The sequence below is a fragment of the Marinobacter sp. W-8 genome, from assembly GCF_044342215.1.
GTDB classification, from domain to species: Bacteria; Pseudomonadota; Gammaproteobacteria; order Pseudomonadales; family Oleiphilaceae; genus Marinobacter; species Marinobacter nauticus.
Window position 1 is genome coordinate 3,204,466 of sequence record NZ_CP172297.1, and the last position, 20,167, is coordinate 3,224,632.

General features: G+C 58.4%; 21 protein-coding genes and 1 pseudogene. 9 read left to right on the forward strand and 13 right to left on the reverse strand.

Going from position 1 to position 20,167, the window contains the following annotated elements; all coding sequences use genetic code 11:
• Nucleotides 1–3 precede the first annotated feature (3 nt).
• From ACF8YQ_RS14965 to ACF8YQ_RS14980, 4 genes and pseudogenes are all read right to left on the reverse strand, one after another.
• Nucleotides 4–997, reverse strand: a pseudogene (locus tag ACF8YQ_RS14965) (serine hydrolase domain-containing protein).
• A 138-nt stretch (nt 998–1,135) separates the two neighbouring features.
• Nucleotides 1,136–1,312, reverse strand: a complete 177-nt coding sequence (locus ACF8YQ_RS14970; protein ID WP_396621855.1) for a hypothetical protein — start codon at nt 1,310–1,312, stop codon at nt 1,136–1,138.
• 120 nt (nt 1,313–1,432) lie between these two features.
• Complete coding sequence (locus ACF8YQ_RS14975) at nt 1,433–1,996, reverse strand: NADPH-dependent FMN reductase (protein WP_396621856.1); 564 nt, start codon at nt 1,994–1,996, stop codon at nt 1,433–1,435.
• A 142-nt stretch (nt 1,997–2,138) separates the two neighbouring features.
• Nucleotides 2,139–2,387, reverse strand: coding sequence for a hypothetical protein (locus tag ACF8YQ_RS14980; protein ID WP_031210043.1), 249 nt, complete (start codon nt 2,385–2,387; stop codon nt 2,139–2,141).
• Between the two features lie 196 nt (nt 2,388–2,583).
• On the opposite strand from ACF8YQ_RS14980, the gene ACF8YQ_RS14985 reads away from it, so the two are divergent.
• Nucleotides 2,584–3,228: a hypothetical protein gene (locus tag ACF8YQ_RS14985; protein ID WP_396621857.1), complete on the forward strand. Its 645-nt coding sequence runs from the start codon at nt 2,584–2,586 to the stop codon at nt 3,226–3,228.
• Nucleotides 3,229–3,255: 27 nt separating this feature from the next.
• Here ACF8YQ_RS14985 and ACF8YQ_RS14990 read toward each other — a convergent pair whose 3' ends face one another.
• The gene (locus ACF8YQ_RS14990; RefSeq protein ID WP_396621858.1) at nt 3,256–3,924 is read right to left on the reverse strand and encodes an alpha/beta hydrolase; all 669 of its coding nucleotides are present in this window, start codon (nt 3,922–3,924) and stop codon (nt 3,256–3,258) included.
• Between the two features lie 150 nt (nt 3,925–4,074).
• Here ACF8YQ_RS14990 and ACF8YQ_RS14995 point away from each other — a divergent pair, with 150 nt between their 5' ends.
• On the forward strand, nt 4,075–5,757 hold the full coding sequence (locus tag ACF8YQ_RS14995) for an Hsp70 family protein (protein ID WP_396621859.1): 1,683 nt from the start codon (nt 4,075–4,077) through the stop codon (nt 5,755–5,757).
• Nucleotides 5,757–6,704 carry an RDD family protein gene (locus tag ACF8YQ_RS15000; protein ID WP_396621860.1) on the forward strand — a complete coding sequence of 316 codons (948 nt, stop codon included), beginning with the start codon at nt 5,757–5,759 and terminating at the stop codon, nt 6,702–6,704. Before ACF8YQ_RS14995 ends, ACF8YQ_RS15000 begins: the two co-directional genes overlap by 1 nt.
• A 12-nt stretch (nt 6,705–6,716) precedes the next feature.
• Here ACF8YQ_RS15000 and ACF8YQ_RS15005 read toward each other — a convergent pair whose 3' ends face one another.
• Both ACF8YQ_RS15005 and ACF8YQ_RS15010 read right to left on the reverse strand, forming a co-directional pair.
• Nucleotides 6,717–7,484, reverse strand: a complete 768-nt coding sequence (locus tag ACF8YQ_RS15005; RefSeq protein WP_396621861.1) for a ParA family protein — start codon at nt 7,482–7,484, stop codon at nt 6,717–6,719.
• 154 nt (nt 7,485–7,638) lie between these two features.
• Nucleotides 7,639–7,794, reverse strand: a complete 156-nt coding sequence (locus ACF8YQ_RS15010; RefSeq protein WP_022990772.1) for a hypothetical protein — start codon at nt 7,792–7,794, stop codon at nt 7,639–7,641.
• Between the two features lie 75 nt (nt 7,795–7,869).
• Here ACF8YQ_RS15010 and rhtB point away from each other — a divergent pair, with 75 nt between their 5' ends.
• Nucleotides 7,870–8,490 carry a homoserine/homoserine lactone efflux protein gene (gene rhtB / locus ACF8YQ_RS15015; RefSeq protein WP_222179426.1) on the forward strand — a complete coding sequence of 207 codons (621 nt, stop codon included), beginning with the start codon at nt 7,870–7,872 and terminating at the stop codon, nt 8,488–8,490.
• A 90-nt stretch (nt 8,491–8,580) separates the two neighbouring features.
• Complete coding sequence (locus ACF8YQ_RS15020; RefSeq protein WP_396621862.1) at nt 8,581–9,546, forward strand: calcium/sodium antiporter; 966 nt, start codon at nt 8,581–8,583, stop codon at nt 9,544–9,546.
• On the opposite strand, the gene ACF8YQ_RS15025 is transcribed toward ACF8YQ_RS15020, so the two are convergent.
• The 4 genes from ACF8YQ_RS15025 to ACF8YQ_RS15040 form a co-directional block, all read right to left on the reverse strand.
• The gene (locus ACF8YQ_RS15025; protein ID WP_396621863.1) at nt 9,543–10,397 is read right to left on the reverse strand and encodes a hypothetical protein; all 855 of its coding nucleotides are present in this window, start codon (nt 10,395–10,397) and stop codon (nt 9,543–9,545) included. The genes ACF8YQ_RS15020 and ACF8YQ_RS15025 overlap by 4 nt on opposite strands.
• A gap of 86 nt (nt 10,398–10,483) precedes the next feature.
• Nucleotides 10,484–11,350 (reverse strand): ABC transporter substrate-binding protein, encoded by an 867-nt coding sequence (locus ACF8YQ_RS15030; RefSeq protein ID WP_396621864.1) that lies wholly within the window; start codon nt 11,348–11,350, stop codon nt 10,484–10,486.
• An 11-nt stretch (nt 11,351–11,361) separates the two neighbouring features.
• Complete coding sequence (locus ACF8YQ_RS15035; protein WP_396621865.1) at nt 11,362–13,392, reverse strand: TonB-dependent receptor domain-containing protein; 2,031 nt, start codon at nt 13,390–13,392, stop codon at nt 11,362–11,364.
• A gap of 95 nt (nt 13,393–13,487) precedes the next feature.
• Nucleotides 13,488–14,441, reverse strand: coding sequence for a LysR family transcriptional regulator (locus tag ACF8YQ_RS15040; RefSeq protein WP_222179431.1), 954 nt, complete (start codon nt 14,439–14,441; stop codon nt 13,488–13,490).
• Nucleotides 14,442–14,570: 129 nt separating this feature from the next.
• On the opposite strand from ACF8YQ_RS15040, the gene ACF8YQ_RS15045 reads away from it, so the two are divergent.
• From ACF8YQ_RS15045 to ACF8YQ_RS15060, 4 genes are read left to right on the forward strand one after another with little or no spacing between them, the layout of a single operon-like run.
• On the forward strand, nt 14,571–15,530 hold the full coding sequence (locus tag ACF8YQ_RS15045; protein ID WP_396621866.1) for an ABC transporter substrate-binding protein: 960 nt from the start codon (nt 14,571–14,573) through the stop codon (nt 15,528–15,530).
• An 8-nt stretch (nt 15,531–15,538) separates the two neighbouring features.
• A complete protein-coding gene (locus ACF8YQ_RS15050; protein WP_396621867.1) occupies nt 15,539–16,564 on the forward strand; it encodes a FecCD family ABC transporter permease in 1,026 nt (341 codons plus the stop codon).
• A complete protein-coding gene (locus ACF8YQ_RS15055; protein WP_226374347.1) occupies nt 16,561–17,568 on the forward strand; it encodes an iron chelate uptake ABC transporter family permease subunit in 1,008 nt (335 codons plus the stop codon). Before ACF8YQ_RS15050 ends, ACF8YQ_RS15055 begins: the two co-directional genes overlap by 4 nt.
• Nucleotides 17,565–18,362 carry an ABC transporter ATP-binding protein gene (locus ACF8YQ_RS15060; RefSeq protein ID WP_396621868.1) on the forward strand — a complete coding sequence of 266 codons (798 nt, stop codon included), beginning with the start codon at nt 17,565–17,567 and terminating at the stop codon, nt 18,360–18,362. The genes ACF8YQ_RS15055 and ACF8YQ_RS15060 overlap by 4 nt, the downstream gene beginning before the upstream one ends.
• Nucleotides 18,363–18,368: 6 nt before the next feature.
• Here ACF8YQ_RS15060 and ACF8YQ_RS15065 read toward each other — a convergent pair whose 3' ends face one another.
• Nucleotides 18,369–19,571, reverse strand: coding sequence for a multidrug effflux MFS transporter (locus ACF8YQ_RS15065; RefSeq protein WP_396621869.1), 1,203 nt, complete (start codon nt 19,569–19,571; stop codon nt 18,369–18,371).
• An 83-nt stretch (nt 19,572–19,654) separates the two neighbouring features.
• Entirely contained in the window at nt 19,655–20,092 is a 438-nt protein-coding gene (locus tag ACF8YQ_RS15070) for a DUF4124 domain-containing protein (protein ID WP_396621870.1), read from the reverse strand.
• Nucleotides 20,093–20,167: the final 75 nt, after the last annotated feature.

A 20,167-nucleotide genomic window follows, 5' to 3' on the forward strand; every position in this document is an offset into this window, starting at 1 on the left:
CCATCAAGGCCTTCCCGCTGGCCCTGCACCGCGCTCCTGACTCATCAGATAATCCGCCACAGCCCGGTAAGCCTGCAAGGAAGTCGGATCATTCGCCGCATTGCCGGCAACCGGGTTGGAGGCAAAGCGGACGATGACCATATCGGCAGCAGGGTCAATCCAGATCGTTTGGCCATGCACACCGCGCGCCGCGAACGCCCCGTGGTCGTCGTGGCTGATCCACCACATGCCACGATAGCTCCAGCCATCGAGAAGTTCATATCCGGCTTTTGCAAACACGGCTTTATCGGCACCATTGCGAATACTGGCAATCGCCTGGGCGGGGATAATCTGCTCCCCTGCCCACTTGCCGTCGTTCAATACGAGTAGACCGATCCTGGCCATATCACGCAACGTGGCGTTGAATCCGCCGCCGGCAAACGGAGTGCCTATGGAATCGACGGTATAAAACGCTTCACGCTCTGCCCCGATCTTTGACCAGATACGGGCTCCCGGCCCTGGCATAGGTCCAGACTTCGGCATCAGGATCAGAATAGTCTTCCGAATAGTCCACTGCGGTGGTCATATCCAGAACCTGGCGAACCGTTGCATCACCGAATGCACTGCGCGCCGGTTCGGGAATGATGTCTCCCACCAAAGCGGTTTCATCCAGCTTGCCTTCCGCCACCAGAACTTCGCCGAGAAGCCCCGTCAGGCTCTTGGTGACGGACATTGCGCTGTGCAGAGTGAGCTCACTGGCGCCTTCGCTGCCATTACGAACCGCCGTCGTCGGCATCAGCTCCCGGAAATGACAGACCGTCCAGCGCAGCTTTGGAAAGGCAAAATAGTCCGGATCCGTGAAACGAATCGTTTTGTCGGGCGCCGGAGGAAAACCCTGCATCAGGCCAAGGGCATCTGGAGTGGAGTCCGGCGCAGACAGCGGTGTTGTTTGCTGGGCCACAGCAGTCCCGCCAAGCACCAGAGACAGCGCAAAGCCCAGATGTACAGCTGAGTTCATTGTCTTTTCCTTATTCAAAGCAGCCACTCAATTGGCAGTATCGACAACAGGAAAATCCCCGTGCGTTGCAAAAATCCTATATTGGGTTCCTGCTCATGGCGGATGACATCGCCATCAACGTGCTCTATCCAATAAAGCTCACCCCAACACCCCCGCCAACGGAGCCATTCGCCGCTCCACCGCACCGCGCTCTTCCTGAGCTCTTTTAAGCCGGGAATAGTTGGTCGGCGTTGGGTCCCGGTCGTAGCGTGTCTGCGCCTGATGTGCCTGGTCGCACTTCTCCAGCCACTGTTCGATAAGCTCTACTGTGCTCATGGTTCACCTCCGTTTTCGTTAGGTATGCGTTCACCATAAACGACCAACGGAGGTAGAATCCCGAAAGCTTTATGCTCGAATTGTGGCAAATAATGATCGGGAATCAGAGCGCTCAGTAACTCAGCGCATGGCCTTCATTCCCTCGGCCCACTTGGCCAGCTCTGTCAGCATGGTCGAGGCAGATCCGGTATGATGCTCAGTCGCCTGGAACTTGCGATTCTCGTCCAGAAGTTCCCAGGGCATCTGCACCATTACGCCTTCCACCATCGGCATCATTTTAACGGTGGTCACCAGTTGTTTTGCCATCTGGGCAGACCTAAGCCCGCCAGAGACGCCGCCATAGCTGACAAAGGCACACGGTTTATAATTCCACTCGTTGTAGACGTAATTGATCGCGTTCATGAACGAAGGCGGCGGGCAGAAATTGTACTCCGGAAGCACGAACACGTAGGCATCCGCGCCGGACACACTCTCCGACCAGTTTTTCGTGTGCTCGTGCTGATACTGCTGCTGACGCGGGTGATTGGGCTCGTCATAAACCGGCAGGTTGAAATCCGCCAGATCCACCAGCTCACTGTTAAAAGCACCCTGTTCGTTGGCAAAACCGTTGAACCACTCAGCGATGGCTGGGCCGACACGGCCGGGGCGAGTACTGCAGATGATTGTCTGTAACTTGAGGGACATGGCACGCTTCCTTTTGCTGAATAGACCGATCTACCGCGCAAACCGTACGGCAAAACCGGTTCACGCCGTTATGTAGTCTTGATCAGTCTAGTCTCAGCGCCAGGCGATAGATAACACAAGCTTCTGCAGGAATTGTTCAGTTTTACTGACGATCCCGGAGCACCTTCCAGTCCAGAACATTTCCCTCGGAATCAAACTGAACATAGCCGGAATAACCGTCGGATTCATGCCAGGTCTTAACGTAACCAACCACCTGGCCATCTTCGGCAATCATTTCGAAGGAGGTGTTCTTCTCATGGGTCGTGCTGTGATCATCACTGTCAGGAGCGACTTCTTGAAGTTTCAGGTTCGGGTTTCCGGGAAGTGCGATATCGAGCATGTGTGGGTTCATGGCAAAACCTCTTCAGGTACTCAGGCAAGGGACCGGTTTCGATACGTCACGGTCAGTGTATGCAGGATTTGTGTCGCTGCGTTGACACACCTCAAGACCTTTCCCGTGTTCCGCAGACTGTCACAATCCACTTCTTTGAACCCTGGACAGGCTGGCTGTTAAGTTAGTTCCTCAAAAGGAACCGGAGGCCACCACAATGGACTACATCAGCCCAATCAGCAGCGCCGTAATGGCGGCTGTCTGGATTGTCTATTTCCAGCTGTTTTTCCTGCAATACAAACGAAATAACCGCCCCTATCTGGTCATCCACCATGCCCAGAACGAGAACCCGGATGCACTGTGTTTGCTGGTGAATATGGGGCAGGAAACGGTTCACGTGCAGTGTGTACAGGTAGTGCTGCATACCCGGGCCGGAGACGAGAAAACCCTGACCGTTACCGAATACGAGCGCGTCGCACCGGATGACTCCAACGTACAGGATGCTCTCAGGCAAGGCCCGGTGCCGTCAGGTGGCTATCTTGTGCTGGGCTCGTTCCGGAATGTCATTCTCGGCAAGAAGAGCGAGGACGATGACAGCGACTATCTTTTCGAGGACATTACCGGGGTGGAAATCCGAGCAGCCGTGATTCATGGTCCAAGCCCTTACCCCGTAGGTGTGCGCCGAAGCTTCACCCTGCGCCACAACGGCAAACCGGAAATCTTCCCCCACAACATTCACAGCGAGCAGTTACATCGGCGCAAAGACCGAAACGAGGTGCGCCGCTGGCTGGAGGCAGAACTTCAGCCTAAATGCAAAGGACGCTCGGAATCCGACAGCTCCGACCAGTCCGCCAGCGAATAGAACGGGGAAGATGAGTCCCTGTCCGAGTTAGCGGTTTCCCGAGGTGAGCCGAGACAGGAAAGCGTCCAGGTCTCTTACCTCTTCAAGGCAAAGGCTATGCTCCATCCCATAGCTTTGAAACTCCGGCTCGTACCCGAGATCCTGAAGTTTCCGAAGTGCCGCCTGGCCAAGTGATTCGGCCACAATAGGGTCGAAGCGCCCATGGCCGATAAATATCGGCAACTTGCGGTTGGCTTCGCTCAGCTCAATGGTATCAACCGTAGCGAAGTAAGTAGACAGCGCAAACAGGCCGCCAAGACGCTCCGGATAGCTGAGGGCCAGCTCATAAGCCACCGCACCGCCCTGGGAGAAACCACCCAGGATAATGTTTTCACTGGCAACACCACGCTCCCGCTCGGCCCGGATCAGCACTGCCACCATGGCTGCGGACGCGCGAAGCTGTTCGGCATCAACCTTACGATCGACATCCATGGCAAGAATGTCGTACCAGGCCGGCATCACCATTCCGCCATTGATGGTAACCGGCAGCTCCGGTGCATGGGGAAAGATGAAACGGACGGGCTGCTCCCGCGAGAACCGGAACTCCGGAACCACCGGCTCGAAGTCATGACCGCTGGCGCCAAGACCGTGCAGCCAGATGATGCTGGTTTGCGGGTTGTCGCCGGTGTCGATTTGCAAAGTATTCAGAGTGCCCATCCGTTCTCCGTTATGTCAGTAACAGGTTGTCATCCGCCTGTAGATTCGATAATTTTCCAGTCCTTGCCACGCTCGGCCTGATGGATACAGCGAGCGCACAGCCTGCCGATTTGAATTCGGCAGCCCACTATAAAGGAACATGGACGTACAATGACAACCATTGGTATCGACCTTGGCACCACCAACAGTGCCTGCGGCGTCTGGACGAAAGACGGCGTAAAACTAATTCCCAATCGCCTTGGCGAAATCCTGACACCCTCCGTGGTCAGCCTTGACACCAACAACGAATTGCTTGTCGGCCGGGGCGCCAGGCAACGTCTGATCAATCACAGCGATCGTACCGTGGCCACGTTCAAACGGCTGATGGGTACGGACCATACCGTTTTTCTTGGCCGCATGGGGTTCAACGCGACGGAACTGTCTTCGCTGGTTCTAAGGTCTCTTAAAGAAGACGCGGAGGCCTTTCTCGGAGAACCGGTATCCAGCGCCGTCATCAGCGTTCCCGCCTACTTCAGCGACAATCAGCGCCAGGCGACACGGCAAGCGGCAGAGCTTGCCGGCCTGAAGGTGGAGCGACTGATTAACGAGCCCACAGCCGCCGCGATTGCCTATGGTCTGCATGAAAAGCAGGAAGGTATGTTCCTGATTCTGGATTTTGGTGGCGGCACCTTCGACGTCTCCCTGCTCGAATATTTTGACGGTGTTATGGAAGTTCATGCCAGCGCCGGTGATAACCACTTGGGTGGCGAGGATTTTGTCGACGTCATGGTGGCGGATGTGCTGGCGCGCAACGGCCTGTCCCAGGAAGCTATTCCACCCCTTGATCTGCAGAACCTGTATCTCCAGATGGAGGGTGCGAAACGCAAGCTGGGGCCGGGCCAAACGCTCACACTGACGCTTGGGAAGAAAACGGTGGAATTCGAGGTAACCCAGGACTGGTTTATCGAAATCTGCACCCCACTTTTGCTACGCGCCAAGGCACCTATCGTAAGAACACTGCGTGATGCAAAGATACCCGTATCCAGCATAGACGATGTCATCCTGGTGGGCGGGTCAACCCGGCTGGCTCCATTCCGCGCCATGGTCGGGCGTATGTTCGGCAGACTGCCCTCCTGCCATATTGATCCGGACACCGTGGTTGCCATGGGCGCCACCATTCAGGCCGGGCTGGTAATGCGGGACGAAGCCCTGGACGATATCGTGCTGACCGACGTCTGCCCGTTCACATTGGGTACGGCTGCCTTCAACGAACCCTATGTCGATGAACTCAGCTACCTTCCGATCATTGAACGCAACTGCGTGGTTCCAATCAGTATCGTTCGAAGACTCTATACAGCAAGCCACAACCAGTCGGTGGTGGGTGTTAAGGTCTACCAGGGCGAAAGCCCGAACATAAACAAGAACATATTCCTGGGTGAGATAAAGGTCCGGGTACCAAAAGGCCCCAAAGGCGTTGAAGCTGTGGATGTGCGTTACAGCTATGATGCCAACGGCATTCTGGAAGTGGATGTTACAGTGGTCTCCACCGGGGTGAACAAACAACTGGTTATAGAACGTGCCCCGGGAGCTCTCAGTGACGCTGAAAAAGAGGCCGCCAGAGCTAAACTCGCCGGGCTCAAATTCCACCCCCGGGACGGCGAAGAAAACCGGATGCTCGTAGCAAGGGCGGAGCGCCTCTATGAATCGAGTCTGGACCACCGGCGAGAGTTTGTTGGCAAATTGCTAGATCGCTTTCATTACGCTCTGGACCGGCAGCTTCCTCATGAGATAGAGGAAGCACAGGCCTATATGAAAGACATGCTGGATCAGCTGGAAAGCGAGCACTGGTTCTGATGTGGCCCTGGTCTGAGCTCGGGCTGGAATCAACCGACGATGTCCGGGCCATCAAGAAAGCCTATGCCAGGCTTCTGAAACAGACCCGGCCCGACGAACACCCTGAAGCCTTCCAGCGCCTGCACCAGGCCTACAAAGAGGCACTGGCCAGCGCACAACCAAAGAACCAGCACCCGGCTCCCAAGTTTGATGAGCCGGCACCGCCAGAGCCGATACAGACGCCAGAAGAACCCTCTGCGGCATCAAAACTGTTTCAACCGCTGAATGACTCTGGCAACACGCCACCGCCAAACGCTGACCCATTCCCGGGTCAGCCTGCGGGAGAGCAACCACTTCAGGTCAATGAGCCTCCTCCAGACAACAAGCCTTTTTTCGACAACACGGAGAACAAACCCGAGTCCCTCGAAAACACAAAGCTCACACTTGAAACCGAACCGCCCCCACAGACGGATATTGACCCGGCCAGCCCCATCCCCCGCGAAAAAATCTTTCGGTTCATCCGGGGCGGACGTAGCACCGCGGCACCACCACCGATTGAAGGTACCCCAGTGGCGAGCTACCGAATGCGGGCTTTGGCGTTTGCACTGGATACGATTGCCATAGCGGTTGCTCTGGCCGTTGGCCAATTCCTGTTAACCGCCATTACGGGTAAAGCGGGCCTGCCTCTATGGATTTTAGCTCCGGCAACTTACCCACTGGCGGCTCTGCTCTTCGAGGGGTCACGCTGGCAGGCCACCCCCGGGAAAAAACTGTTCGGGCTCAAAGTGGTCAATCGCGAACTGATGCCGCTATCAAAACGCCACAGCCTGGGGCGCATTTTTACATTCGTTGTGACCACCGCGTTGCTCTGGAAAGGCATCTGGCTGGTCAATGCGTTTCTGCGCGGCCGGCTACTGCATGATCGGCTTAGTAAAAGCTACGTTGTACATGTGAGCAACCTTCCCTGAAGGCTGAACAAACTAGCGAAGCATTCGTTTCCGGCTGAGACCAAGATCGGCCTGAATCGCCTGCCACATTTTCCGGTATTCCTCGGCTGCGGGACTGCGAGGCGCCAATCGTTCCAGAGGCTGACCCTCCTCCCCCATTCGTTCCACCACACTGGCATAGGGAACGGCGACCGGCATCGGATTCGTCAGCAGCTCCGTTCCCCTTGCCAACAGATCCCGATGCAGATTCTTACGCCTATCCACCATTGAAAAGAACGGACGCAGCTTCTTAACACCGAGTTTTTTATCTTTTACAAAGTCTTTCAACTGATCCCAGCTGTTCAGGGACAACCAGGTGGGTACCACCGGTACATACACCTTGTCAGCCACATCCAGCACCTGCTCGGTAAGCCGGGATAACGTGGGCGGGCAATCCAGAATTACCAGACTGGTGTCTTCCGACAAAGGCGCCAACAGGTCTTTCAGCGCGCTGCCACCGTGCTCCTGTTCGAGCTTGATGTCGAAATTTCGAAAGCTGGAATGGGTGGGGATAAAATCCAGGTTGGGATAAACGTCTTCGTGAATAAAGCGGGCAATAGGCGATTTCCCCTCCAGCAGTTTGGAGAGTTTCCGGCCCTTCACGGGCTCCGCTCCGGCAAGGTAAAAACTGGATGCCCCCTGTGGGTCCAGATCCCAGAGCAAGGTCCTCAGATTGTCCCGGCTGGCCAGATAAGCGGTGTTGACCGCAGCGGCGGTCTTTCCAACCCCGCCCTTGGGGCTGTAGAAGGCGATGATTCTCATCCTGTGCGGCTCCTGCCGTGTTCCATGTCAGTAAACACTACAGGATAACAGCGACCCAGCGGCCATTCATGAAGCTTTTATGACAACCGGTAAGCGGCGATTGGCAACAACTGTCCGGGATAGGAGGGCACGAAAGGCTTTCGTAAAACCACTTTCACGCGGCTTTGCGAAAGCCCTCCGACCGAACCGTCTTGTCCCGGCTGCGCTTGTATTTGGTTTTGTCCTCAACCACACGCATCTGGTATTTTGGTGTTCTCAATTCCCGTTGCACAGCACTATGCTGCGTGGCTTTCGCCCGTTTTCTGGCCATGTCACAGTCTCCTCTTCTGGCCGGTGTTTTGTGGCGGTTAGTATAACATCTTCGGATTCAGCAAGAGCGTAAGCAATGACACTCACTGTCTGGCTGACCTTTCTGGTCGCAGCTGTTTTTATCAGTATTTCGCCTGGTGCCGGCGCGGTGAATTCCATGAGCAGCGGGCTTCGCTACGGGGTGCGTAAATCTCTGCCCACCATTGCCGGTCAGCAATTCGGTTACGGCGCACAGATCGTGCTGGTAGGCGCCGGGCTGGGCGCAATCGTCGCCTCCTCCAATACTGCTTTGGCAGTGATCAAATGGATTGGCGTGGTTTACCTTATCTGGCTCGGCATCCAGAAATGGCGGGAGCCACCCATTGAGGCAACCCGAGCGGACCTGTCCGGGTTCAGCCCACGACAGCAGTTCTGGAACGGAGCTCTGGTAAACCTCACCAACCCGAAGGCCACCATCTTCCTGATTGCCCTGTTCCCTCAGTTTCTGGTGGCGGGCGCGCCCCATGGCCCTCAACTGGCCACCATGGGGGCCACGCTGATCTTTGTCGATATCCTGGTGATGGTAGGCTATGCCATTCTCGCCAGCCAGCTGTTCCGGTTCATGACCACCCCTGCGCGCCAACGGCAAATGAACCGGGTTTTTGGTGGCCTGTTCGTGACCGCAGCGGTGGCCCTGGCCAGTTTCAAGAGAGCCTGAATTGCCATTGGCTGATAGGTAGTTCTGTGTAATTGTGCGGCCACTGCGATTGCCGTCAAATACTCCGACATCAACCTGGGAGCCAACAACGTGCTGATTGCATCTCTCGCCATTCTTGCCGGCCTTGCCCTTCTGGTCTGGAGTGCCGACCGGTTTGTTGAAGGATCGGCCGCTACGGCTGGCCATTTCGGAATGCCACCTTTACTGATTGGCATGGTGGTGGTTGGCTTTGGCACCTCGGCACCGGAGATGGTGGTTTCCGCGCTGGCTGCCTCTCAGGGCAACCCCGGCCTGGCGCTGGGTAATGCCTATGGTTCCAACATCACCAACATCGCCCTGATTCTCGGTATCACCGCCGTGATTGCCCCCATTGCCGTACACTCTCAGGTGATGCGCAAGGAATTGCCGATTCTGGCCCTGGTTACCCTGGCGGCGGCCTGGCTGCTGTTTGACGGCGAACTCAGCCGGCTGGATGCGACCGGCCTGCTGGTGCTGTTTGCGCTGGTGCTGGGCTGGAGTATCTGGTCTGGCATGAGAAAAACCGATGATGCCTTCGCCACCGAAATGGATGCCGAGCTTGCCACTCATCCCATGCCCATTCGCAAGGCGATGCTCTGGCTGGTCGTGGGGCTGGTTCTGCTGATTATCAGCTCCCGTATTCTGGTCTGGGGCGCAGTCGATCTTGCCACTCGCTTTGGCGTCAGTGACCTTGTGATCGGCCTGACCATTGTGGCTATTGGCACATCCCTGCCGGAACTGGCCTCTTCTATCATTGCGGCCCGCAAGGGCGAGCATGATCTGGCCTTGGGTAATATTCTGGGCTCCAACCTGTTCAACACCCTGGCCGTGGTGGGTATTGCCGGCTCCATTGCCCCCATGGCGGTGGCCAATGAAGTATTGATCAGGGATATTCCAGTGATGGTGGGCCTTACCCTTGCCCTGTTTGTGCTGGGCTATGGATTTCGCGGGCCTGGGCGTATCAATCGTGTCGAAGGTGCCGGGCTGCTGGCCGTCTTCGTGGGCTATACGGCCTACCTGCTAAGCACCACCTTTTAAGAGAGCAGTCCCGGGGTCAGCAACCATTCACTGACTCCCGGATACTGCTCCAGATCCAGGACAAACTCCTGACCACGTGCCGCGCACTTTAAGCGGCAGTATTCTCCGGAATCCTCCAGGCGCCAGCGTTCCGGATTGTGGTGATAACTCAGGGGCGACTTACCAGGTTGGGGCATGAAGGCTGCCGGCAAGCGCCAGTCCGTGACCTTTGCAGCTCCGGACGCGGTCAGCCGGTGTTGGTCTGACAAAGCCTGCACGGTACCGGCGGCTGGCAAATCCTCACGCAAGCCTGGAATCTGAAGCCTGTCGCCGCTGACATAGAGACAGTTCCGTACTGATCGCTCGCCATGCAGATGTGGATGATAGTGCGCCCACTCCGGTACTGACGGCACGTCACCCAGAGGCCAGACGTCTGCCACCTGCAACCAGCCCCAGACAGCGTGAAACGGTCGGCTACCTGGCACAAAGCGCCATCGTTTACGATAACGTTCCACCGGTCGGAACAGCGCAAAAAACAGAAAAAGATCACCAGGACCAATGCAATGATTGGCCAGGTGCGCCTGGGCCGAACTATGCTGGCCAAGCACCGGGCGCCAGCCTGGCAGCCGGGGATAGGCGCTTTCGATGACATCCGGATCCAGATGCGCACCACGTCTGGAAAACGCCCGCTGCCCCGTCAACTGCGACACCAGCGAACCAATGCTTTCGCCATGGTGCCGGACCTGGCTGTAGCGAATGGGCGACTGGTCGTCCGGAATGGGCAGCGCCAGGCAGCTGCCATCCGGGAAGACCGGATTGGGACAGCCACCTGCGGAGCTGTCGAAGCCTTTTCTGCTGAGGATCAGTTTCATAGCCGAGCATTATTGACCAAAGCGGCGCAAACAAAAAAGGCCCGTCGGCGTTTGCCGGCAGGCCTTAAGATTCTGCTGCGCGGAAGTTACCGCACCGCGTTCACCACTTCGTCCACTTGCAGCCGTACGCTCTGCAAGCCGCCACCGGACAGGTACCAGAGGCCTGGGTTAAGCACCACGACTTCGGTAGACACACCAGCCTCTGCCAACGAAGCTTTCAACGTCTCCGGCGCCAGCGGTTCATCCCCGATCGCGGCACTGCGATCAACCACCAGCAGGGTATCCGGCGCCATTTGCACCAGAACATCGGCTGTTACCGGATAGAAGGTACGCTCGCCACGCATCACCGGTTGCACACTGTCTGGTACAGCCGCTGGCGTCAATGCCAACAGTTCGTAGACTAATGCTTCCTGCCGGAGTGAAAAGTTCCCGTTATTATGGGTCACCACGGTAACGGTACCTGCGTCAGCCAAGGTCGCCTTTTGCGCCTCGACGTGCTGCCAGAGCGCGTCCAGCTCTGCGCCAGCCGCCTCTTCAAGGCCGTAGTAGCCAGCCAGGCTGAGCACACGGTCATTCACCGCTGCCTGAAGACCGTCCCCCTCCAGCGTGACATCACGTACTGGAGCCACCTTCGCAAAGGACGCAAGGGCTTCCGCGCCCTGGCGCCCGGTCATCAGTACCAATCCCGGTTTCAGATCCGTGACCAATGCCAGGTCGGGTGTCTTGAGACCGCCTGCGTCCGGCAACCTTTTGCCCAGACCCACCAGATAATCCGGCAGGCTCTGGTGTGGAATGGCCACAACCTTTTCTTCCAGACCCAGCTCCAGCAAGGTGTCCAGTGCACCGTGATCGTAGCTGATCACCGTGGGGCCGGTTACTTCCGTCGTGGTCGCGCACCCGGTCAGGGTTATGCCGGCCAGAGCAAAAGCCATAATTCGTTTCATTGAAGTCATGGTTACTATCCTCAGAAGTCGACCGCCAGGCCAAGGTTCAGGCGACGGCCATCCAGCACCACGCCATAGTCATCATTGGTGATTTCTTTATCAGCCAGGTTGTACAGACCCGCGGTCACCCGGGCAGTATCGGTCAGTTGGTAAAGCAGGCCGGCATCCATCAGCGTGTAACCCGGCGTGCCATCTGACATGCTACGGCGGCCAAGGTAATCGCTGGTTTCGCCACGGTAGTTGGCCTGGAACCAAAGATTCAGCCGGTTATTCGCTTGCCAGTCCAGGTTGGCGTTAGCCATGTGCTCGGGAATTTTGTTCAGCGGTTCGCCTTTGTATTCCCCGGTCTTCTGTTCAGAGTCGGTGTAGGTGTAGCTGGAATTCAGAGTGACCGCGTCGGTCAGCCGGTAATCCAGCGTCAGTTCGACGCCTCGCATTTCGGCTTCGTCGATGTTGGCCCGGGTGCTCAGGAACAGGTAATCGTTGCCCTGAAAGCTGCAGACCCAGGTGGCCGGGTCATCGCGATCCCCATTGGGAGACTCACAGAGCCGGTCTTCGGCAATCTTGTCTTTGAAATCGGTCTGGAACAGCATAACGCTGGCGTTCAGCCCCTTGGCCCGGCTATCAAACACCATTCCCGCCTCGTAGCTGATACTGGATTCCGGATCCAGTTCCGGGTTGCCGATGATCAATGCCCGTGGATGCGGCGCAGGTGAGCCACCGCCGCCAGTGCCACGGCCGAAGCCTTCGGTCACATCGGCCAGACCCGGCTGACGATATCCCGTAGACACCCCACCCTTGAGGGTCAGCTCTGGCGTCAGATCGTAAAGTGCGTAAACCCTTGGTGAAAACTCACCGCCAAACAGCTCGTCGTCGTTGTAACGCAGCCCTGTGGTCACCGACAACTGCTCGGTCAGCCCCCACTCCACTTCCGAGTACACCGCAGCGATCCAGCGATCAACACTGCGGACGGCGCCTGGAATATTGGATGTCAGCAAACCGTTGGTTTCGTCGGTCAGCTTTTCCTTTTTGTACTGGCCACCCACCGTCAGCACATGGTCGCCCCAGAACCGTGTAGCCTGGGTATCCAGCATCGATACTTTCTCTTTCTTGGTCTGATCCTGTACCCGCTCGGACAGGTCATGCTGGATAAAGCTCCGGGTCAACCAATCGCCATAGTTGCCGGCGTGAGACAGCACGTATACATCTTTGTCATAGATGTAGTTTGAGCCGGTTTCATCCTCTGCCACACTCTTGCCGGGTGTGCTGGTCTCTTCCAGACGGGAGCTGTCGTAACTCAGGGCAAATTCGTTGCGACTATCCGGAGTCAGAATCAGCTTGGCACCACCCTGCTTGCGCTTGCTTTCCGGGGTACTGCGTGCGGAGTCATCGGCACCGGCAAAATCGCTCTCATCATCCCCTCCCCAGGCAGCATTCACTTCCGCACTGAGCAGGTCCTCCACCAATGCGCCGCCGGCAAACAGGCTGGTCTGCCGGCTGTCGTTGCTGACATCGTTCAGAGATTTGGTGTACTCGGATGAGATAGTGCCCGCCCACTCACCACGGTTTTTACGGGTGATGATGTTGATAACGCCCCCCATGGCCTCAGAACCATAGAGCGAAGACATAGGCCCACGGATGACTTCCACCCGCTCGATCATTGAAATCGGCGGCAACGCGATCTGCTTGCCACCATCCTGGCCGTTGGTGTTGACCGATCGCCCGGCCGACACCGGCCGGCCATCGATCAGGTAAAGCGTGTAACTGTCGTCCATCCCCCGAATGCTTATATCCTGCGCACCACCGCCACCGGTTACGTACACTCCCGGGATGTTATTCACCGCATCGACAATACTCTTGTAGGACTTCTTCGCCAGCTCCTCGCCAGAGATCACCGAAATACTGGCCGGCGCATCCGAGATGTTCTGCTCAAAGCCAGCGGCAGTCACCACAATTTCACCCAGCTCAACGGGCTCAGCCTGGGCCAGACTTGCGGTGCTGACACTGGCCAGGGCAACCGCTGACGCCAGCAAAGGAAAACGACGGCGCATGAATAACTCCTTGTGTTATGCAACGTTCACGATGTATCAGTTTTCGCATTTGCGAATCATTATCAGTGGCATGAACATTAACACAGCGCAAGGGTTCAGGTGTTGGAATGATGCGTTCCGCTTTTCGGAACAGCCTGTGTGGCAGTACCACCGCCTCCAGTCCATTCCTCCGGGATACAGCTTCGTAGATGAGCAATAAAGGCCCGCACCCGACGGGGAAGAACACCATGAGGATAAAGCAAGGTCACTGGCAGGTCGGGTCCATACCACTCCGGTAGACAGGACTGAAAACTGCCGGGATGAGCCGTCAGCCGACGTTCCACCAGCCAGACCGGCATCAAGCCCAGGCCGCGGCCCGCGGCAATGGCATCACCCTGCACATTGAACTGGTCCACGGTAAACCGACGGTCCGGTAGCGACAGCGGAAAATTGCCCTGGCGGGAGTGGTGCAATATCACCCCGGTGTCTGCCATACCCAGCAGATCCACCCAGGGATGATGGGCAAGCTCTCCCGGCGCAGCCGGCTTGCCGTGCTGCCGGAAATAGGCCGGGCTACCGAAAATACCCTGCTTGAGTACACCGAGCACCTCCTGGCGCAGCGCTGTCTCGCCGGTCTCGCCCAGCCAGATACACACACCGTCCTCGACCGCTTCCGGCACGTTCCTCTGGGTGTGAATCGCAACACGAAGGTCGTCATGGTCAGCCATAAAGGACTCAACCACCCCGGAAAACCAGCCACGCACAAACGATTCGTGGCAGCGCAATTCCAGCTTGCCGGTTACCTCGGCTTTGAGTTCGTCCAGTGCCTCCCGCCCCTGCACCACCAACTCGAGAATGTCGTTGCAGTAGCGGTAGAACACACGCCCGGCATCGTTCGGCACGATCTTCCGGGATTGTCTCAGCAACAGTGGCTGCCCCACATTCTCCTCCAGTTGTCGAATCCGGCGGCTGAGAGTGGACTTGGGTAGTCCCAGATCCCGGGTACTGGCGGTCAGGCTGCCGGTGCGCACTACCGACACGAAAGCTTCCAGCTCCTGCAAGTCATACATGATTTGGTTCCATCATTTGCAACTGACCGTTCCAATTTATCACTTTAAAACCTTAACGAGAACCATTATCATTATTTTCGATTAAAATTTGCAAGCTATCTAACACCCCGCTGCCGGAGCGCACTGACCATGACATGCCGCACTCACGCCCTCAAACAGACGCTTCTCCGTTCCATTGCCGTACTGACGCTCTCCGCCATGGGTGTGGGTGCCAGTCTCGCGGATAGCCGGTCTGTGGAAACGGCCTATGGCCCGGTAACGGTCAACGGCCAGCCAGAGCGCGTAGTCACACTGTACGAGGGGGCCCTGGACACGACACTGGCTGTCGATGCCAACCCAGTGGGTGCTGTAATTACCCGTGGCGGCAGCGACGTTGCCGATTACATCAAGTCCCGGGCAGGCGATATCGCTATTGTGGGCGCACCGGCCGAAACCAATATTGAAGCGGTTATCTCCGTCCGGCCCGATCTGATTCTTGCAGCACCGCGCACCAATGAGCAGCAATACCAGTTGCTGTCGCGGATTGCGCCGGTGATCGTGTCAGATGTTCCCATGTTCCAGCCAGACAGTTGGGAACGGGAAACCCGCCTGTTCGCCGAAGCCCTGGGGAAGGAAGAGGCCGCTGAGCAGGTGCGTGCCAAAGTCGAATCCCGCATTGGCGAAGTGGCCGCCCTTGTGGCGGCTCGCATCCCGGAAGCCCAGCGAGATGCCACTCTGGTTCGCTGGATGCCCCAGGGGCCCCTGGTGATGGCGGAAGGCCTGTTCTCGGCCTCGATTCTTCAGGCAGTAGGCTTCCGGATAGATGACAATGATCTGGTTAAAGAAGGTCGCCCCCATAGCGAACCACTGAGCCTGGAGAACCTGTCCAGCATGGATCAAAGCTGGGTATTCCTGGCGACACTGAATGAAGATGGCGACAAAGCACTGGAGGCAGCCCGCCAATCCCCGGCCTTTGCCCGCCTGGATGCGGTTGAACACGACCGGGTGATCACCGTCAGCGGGCAACTCTGGACCAGCGCTACCGGACCTCTTGCGGTACTGGCCATTCTTGATGACATCGAAGCCGCGGTCACTGCCATTCAGCCCTGAAGCGCCCAATGTTGAACGCTCTATCCCCGACTAGCGTGGTTGCGTCTCGCGCTTTTTTCCCGCCGCTTCTGGCTGCGGGATTTCTATTGTTGCTGGTGGTACTGGCCAGCCTGCTCTATGGCGCCGGTCCGGTGTCTGCCAGCGATGCCATGGCGGCGCTGATGGCCAATGGCACGGAGGAAGCCTGGTTCGTGGTCACCGAGCTTCGGCTGCCCCGCACCATCATTGCCCTGATCACCGGCCTCGCACTGGGCCTGGCCGGTGCCCTGCTCCAGTCCATGACCCGCAACCCACTGGCCGAGCCGGGCTTGCTGGGCGTCAGTGCTGGCAGTGGCTTTGCAGTGGCCCTGGCCATCCTCTTGGGCGCCACCACAGCTACTCTCACCACCCTGGCCGCCCAGCTTGGAGCGCTTGCTGGCTGTGCCCTGGTGATTGCCGCTACCAGGGTGCAGGGCCTGGGCAATGATCCTGTGCGTCTGGTATTGGCCGGGGCCACCATGACCGGTCTGCTGCTGGCTCTGACCTCCATGTTGATGCTGATGGACCAGCGCGCCGCCGATGAGATTCGCTTCTGGATTACCGGCAGCGTGGCCGGCAAACCCTTGTCCATACTTTGGGCAACGCTTCCTTCCATCACGCTCGCCCTGGTTCTGATTGCTATCGCGGCACGACCACTGGCAGCCATGGCCCTGGGCGAAAAAGCGGCCGTTGGGCTGGGACATCATCCGGGGCGAATCCGCTTCCTGATCACTTTCACGGTTGCTCTGCTGGTGGGCTCGGCAACGGCCCTGGCCGGGCCGCTGATCTTTGTCGGACTGGTGGTGCCGTTTATTGCCCGGGCCTTTTCCGGGCCCGATATCCGCAAGACCCTCTTGCTGTGTGTGCCTGTTGGCCCCGCCGTGGTACTGGGTGCCGACGTGGTTTCCCGGTTGATTGCCGCGCCCGCCGAAATGCCTCTGGGGGTGGTTACCGCGCTGATTGGCGCTCCGGTGCTGCTGGCCATTGTCCGGGCCGGCCGGATGCCTTCGCTATGACCGCAGGATTCGCCATGCCGGATAAACGCAACACGCTGGTTAATACCGCCCTGCTCGGGCTGTTAGTCCTGGCAACCATCATCTCGCTGGCCACCGGTACCGTGCAGGTTTCCCTGTTCGATACCCTCAGGGCATTAGCCGGCCACGCAGACCCGATGACCGATTTCGTGATCAACGAGCTTCGTCTGAGCCGGGTAATCGCGGGACTACTGAGTGGCGCGGCGCTGGCCATGGCCGGCTGCCTGATGCAGACCCTGGCCCGTAACCGTCTGGCGACACCGGGCATTATCGGCATCGATAACGCGGCTACCGCCTTTGCCGTCGCGTCGGTGGTGGGTGTGGGACTATCGCTAGCGCCATCAGCCATGGCACTGGCCGGAGCGGCAGCCGCCACGGCGATCGCCTTCGGTCTGGCGGGCGCCAATGGTACCCGCGGCTATCGCTTTATCGTCGCCGGCATCGGTATTGGAGCCATCGCGGGCGCAGTCACCCAGGTAATGCTCAGTCGGGTGGCGATTGATGCCGCCAATGCGGCCTATCCCTGGACCGTGGGCAGTCTGAATGCCCGTTCCGGCCAGAGTGTGCTGGTGCTCGGACTGGGCCTTGCGGCTGGCTACCTGATTCTGATGAGCCTCAGCCGGGCCCTCAACACCTTGCAGTTCACGGATGCGGTGGCCATTGCCCTGGGCACACGACTGAAAGCCACCCGCATAATCGGCCTGGGTTTGGCGGTGATGCTCACGGGCCTGGCAGTATCGGTCTGCGGGCCGGTTGGCCTGATTGCCCTACTGGCGCCGGAGCTTGCCCGGGCCCTGTGCCGCCCGGGCAAGGTTCCGCTCACGGCTGCGGCCCTGGCGGGCGCCAGCTTCATGCTGGTTGCCGACCTGTTAGGCCGCACGCTGTTTGCGCCGCTGGAAATTCCGGTGGGCATCATTACCGCCATCGTCGGCAGCCCTTACCTGCTCTGGATACTGCTGAGACCTTCGCCACGGAGCCTGACATGAGCCAACCCCAAACCGCGACCCTTGCCGCCGACGACATCACTCTGGCGCACCGTCAGTTTGTTGTAGCGGAGAATCTGAGCCTTCATCTGCCAACGGCCCAGGTCACCGCCATCGTGGGCCCCAACGGCTGCGGAAAATCCACCTTGCTGAATGGCCTGGCCCGGATTCATACGCCCAAGGGCGGCTCGGTGCTTCTGGACGGCAAGGATATCCATCGCCTGCCGTCCAAAGAGGTCGCCCGGAAACTGGCCCTGCTACCCCAGGACAACACCGCCCCGGAAGGCCTCACCGTTGCCGACCTGGTGCGCTTCGGCCGTCAGCCTCATCAGGGCTGGATGGCACAGTGGTCGAAAGAAGACCAACGGGCCTTCGATCAGGCGATACAGGCCGCCGATGTTGCCGGACTGGCTGACCGTGCACTGGACACTCTCTCTGGCGGGCAACGCCAGCGGGCCTGGATTGCCATGGCGGTGGCCCAGCAAACGCCGCTGTTACTGCTGGACGAACCTACATCGGCCCTGGATCTGGGCCACCAGATTGAAGTGTTTGAGTTGATCCGGGCACTGAGCGGACAAGGCAAGTCCATCGCCATGGTGGTGCACGACCTGGCCAGTGCCTGTCGCTATGCGGACCATATGGTGGCCATGAAAAATGGAACCATTATTGAGGAGGGCGCTCCGGCGGAGATTGTCTCACCGGAACTGGTGCAGGAACTCTACGGGGTAAGCTGCGACCTGATTCACGACCCGGCCACCGGTAGCCCGTTACTGGTCAATGTGCGCCGCAATCCCTGAGCGGTATCAGGCCTGGGTTTCGGCCCTGGCCTTTTCCCGGGCAATCGCGGCTGGAGCTCCGGCCGCCAGCACCACCGCGCCAGCCGAGCAGGCCAGCATGCTCAGCACAATAGGCAGCAGTGCATCACCTCCTAAAGCCGATGACAGCGCACTGATCCCTCCGGCCAGGGTGAATTGAGAGGCGCCCAGCATAGCGGCGGCGGTTCCGCCCAGATGCGGAAAGAACTCCAGAGCGTTGGCCATGTTGTTGGGCACGATCCCGCCCTGACAGCCAATGGCGCCAATGATGAACAACGCCACCGCCCAGAACGGCCCGTCCAGAATGACCACGGTAACCAACCCGACCAGCATCAGGAACTGCAGCATAACCTGTACCCGCAACAGAATGACTGATGGGACGCGCCGCAACAGCGGCCGGTTGACCAGATTCAGCACCGCCATCAATCCGATATTGGCCGCGAACAGCATGGAGAAACTGGCGTTGGACAGGCCGAACCACTCCTGGTAGATAAACGACGAGTGGGTAATGAACAGCAGCATGGTGCTGAAGCACATCACTTGAATCCCGATAAAGCGCATAGTTGTGCCGTGGCGAAGCACCAGCAGGTAGTTGGTCACCAGAGTTTTCACCGGCGTCGTTGCCTGGGGCCTGGGTTTCAACCTGGGAAACAGGGCAATTTGCAGCACGACCGCCAGCAAGAGCGCGTAGCCGGCCAGAAATACGAAGATCCAGTGCCAATCGCCGAGCGCGAGCATCAACGCACCGAGTGAAGGTGCCGCAGCCGGGGCAATAAACATGATCAGGCCAATCAGGCCGAACAGGCGCGCGGCTTCCTGTCCGCCCACCTGGTCCCGGACAATCGCCGGCACCGAGACCGCACAGAAAGCACCGCCGATGCCCTGCACGATCCGCCAGCCCACCAACTCCGCCAAGGTATCAGCACCAGCAATCATCATCGCGGCAATGGCGAAAATGGTCAGTCCAACGAAAAGTATCAGCTTGCGACCATAGCGATCCGACAAAGGCCCGCCCACCAGCTGGGCGAGACCAAGGGTGGCGACATAGGCACTCAGAGTCAGGCCCACATCCGCGTGGGGAATACCAAATCCGTCGGCAATATCGGGGAACGCTGGCAAATACGCATCCAGAGCCAGAGGCCCCAGGGCGACGGTCATACCAAGTAATAACGCGAGCTGAAAATGAGACAAGTGCTACCTCCGCTGACTAGATAGATAGCTAACAATATTCAAGAAAGGACCGCAATGCGCGGTTTCCGAAGCCAGCGCGGATATCAGTTCTGGTCGAGCATGCACTCCCGGCTATAGAGCTGGCTGAGTTTGCGTCGTTTCTGGCGCAGGCCATTGCCTCGATCATTGCTGTAACCAGCTCGCAACTGGCCCTGAATCCGGTCCAACTGCTTCCGATATTTCTCGCACTGTTGCGCCTGCTTTTTTGCCTCTCTGGCCTGGGCATAGCGATCCTTGCTGCCGGGAGCCAGCAAGCGTTCCACTTCAGCCCGGCTTTGCCGCACCCGGTCGGCCTGGCGGATGTTTTCGCCCATGGGGACGGTCACCGGTGGTTTCACCGAAACACTGGAATGTCGCAGCTGCCTGGGTGGCGTATCGGAAAAGTGTATGGACCCGTTGGCATCGGTCCAGCGGTAGATTTCAGCAGTGGCGGGCGCTGCCGCGGTAACGAAAAGCAGGCTCAGGGCCAGTTTCCTTGGCATGGGTTCACATCCTGTGAGTAGTTTGAGGGAGAGCCCCGCCACCATCACAGCAGCGGGACAGGCGCTGATAACTAT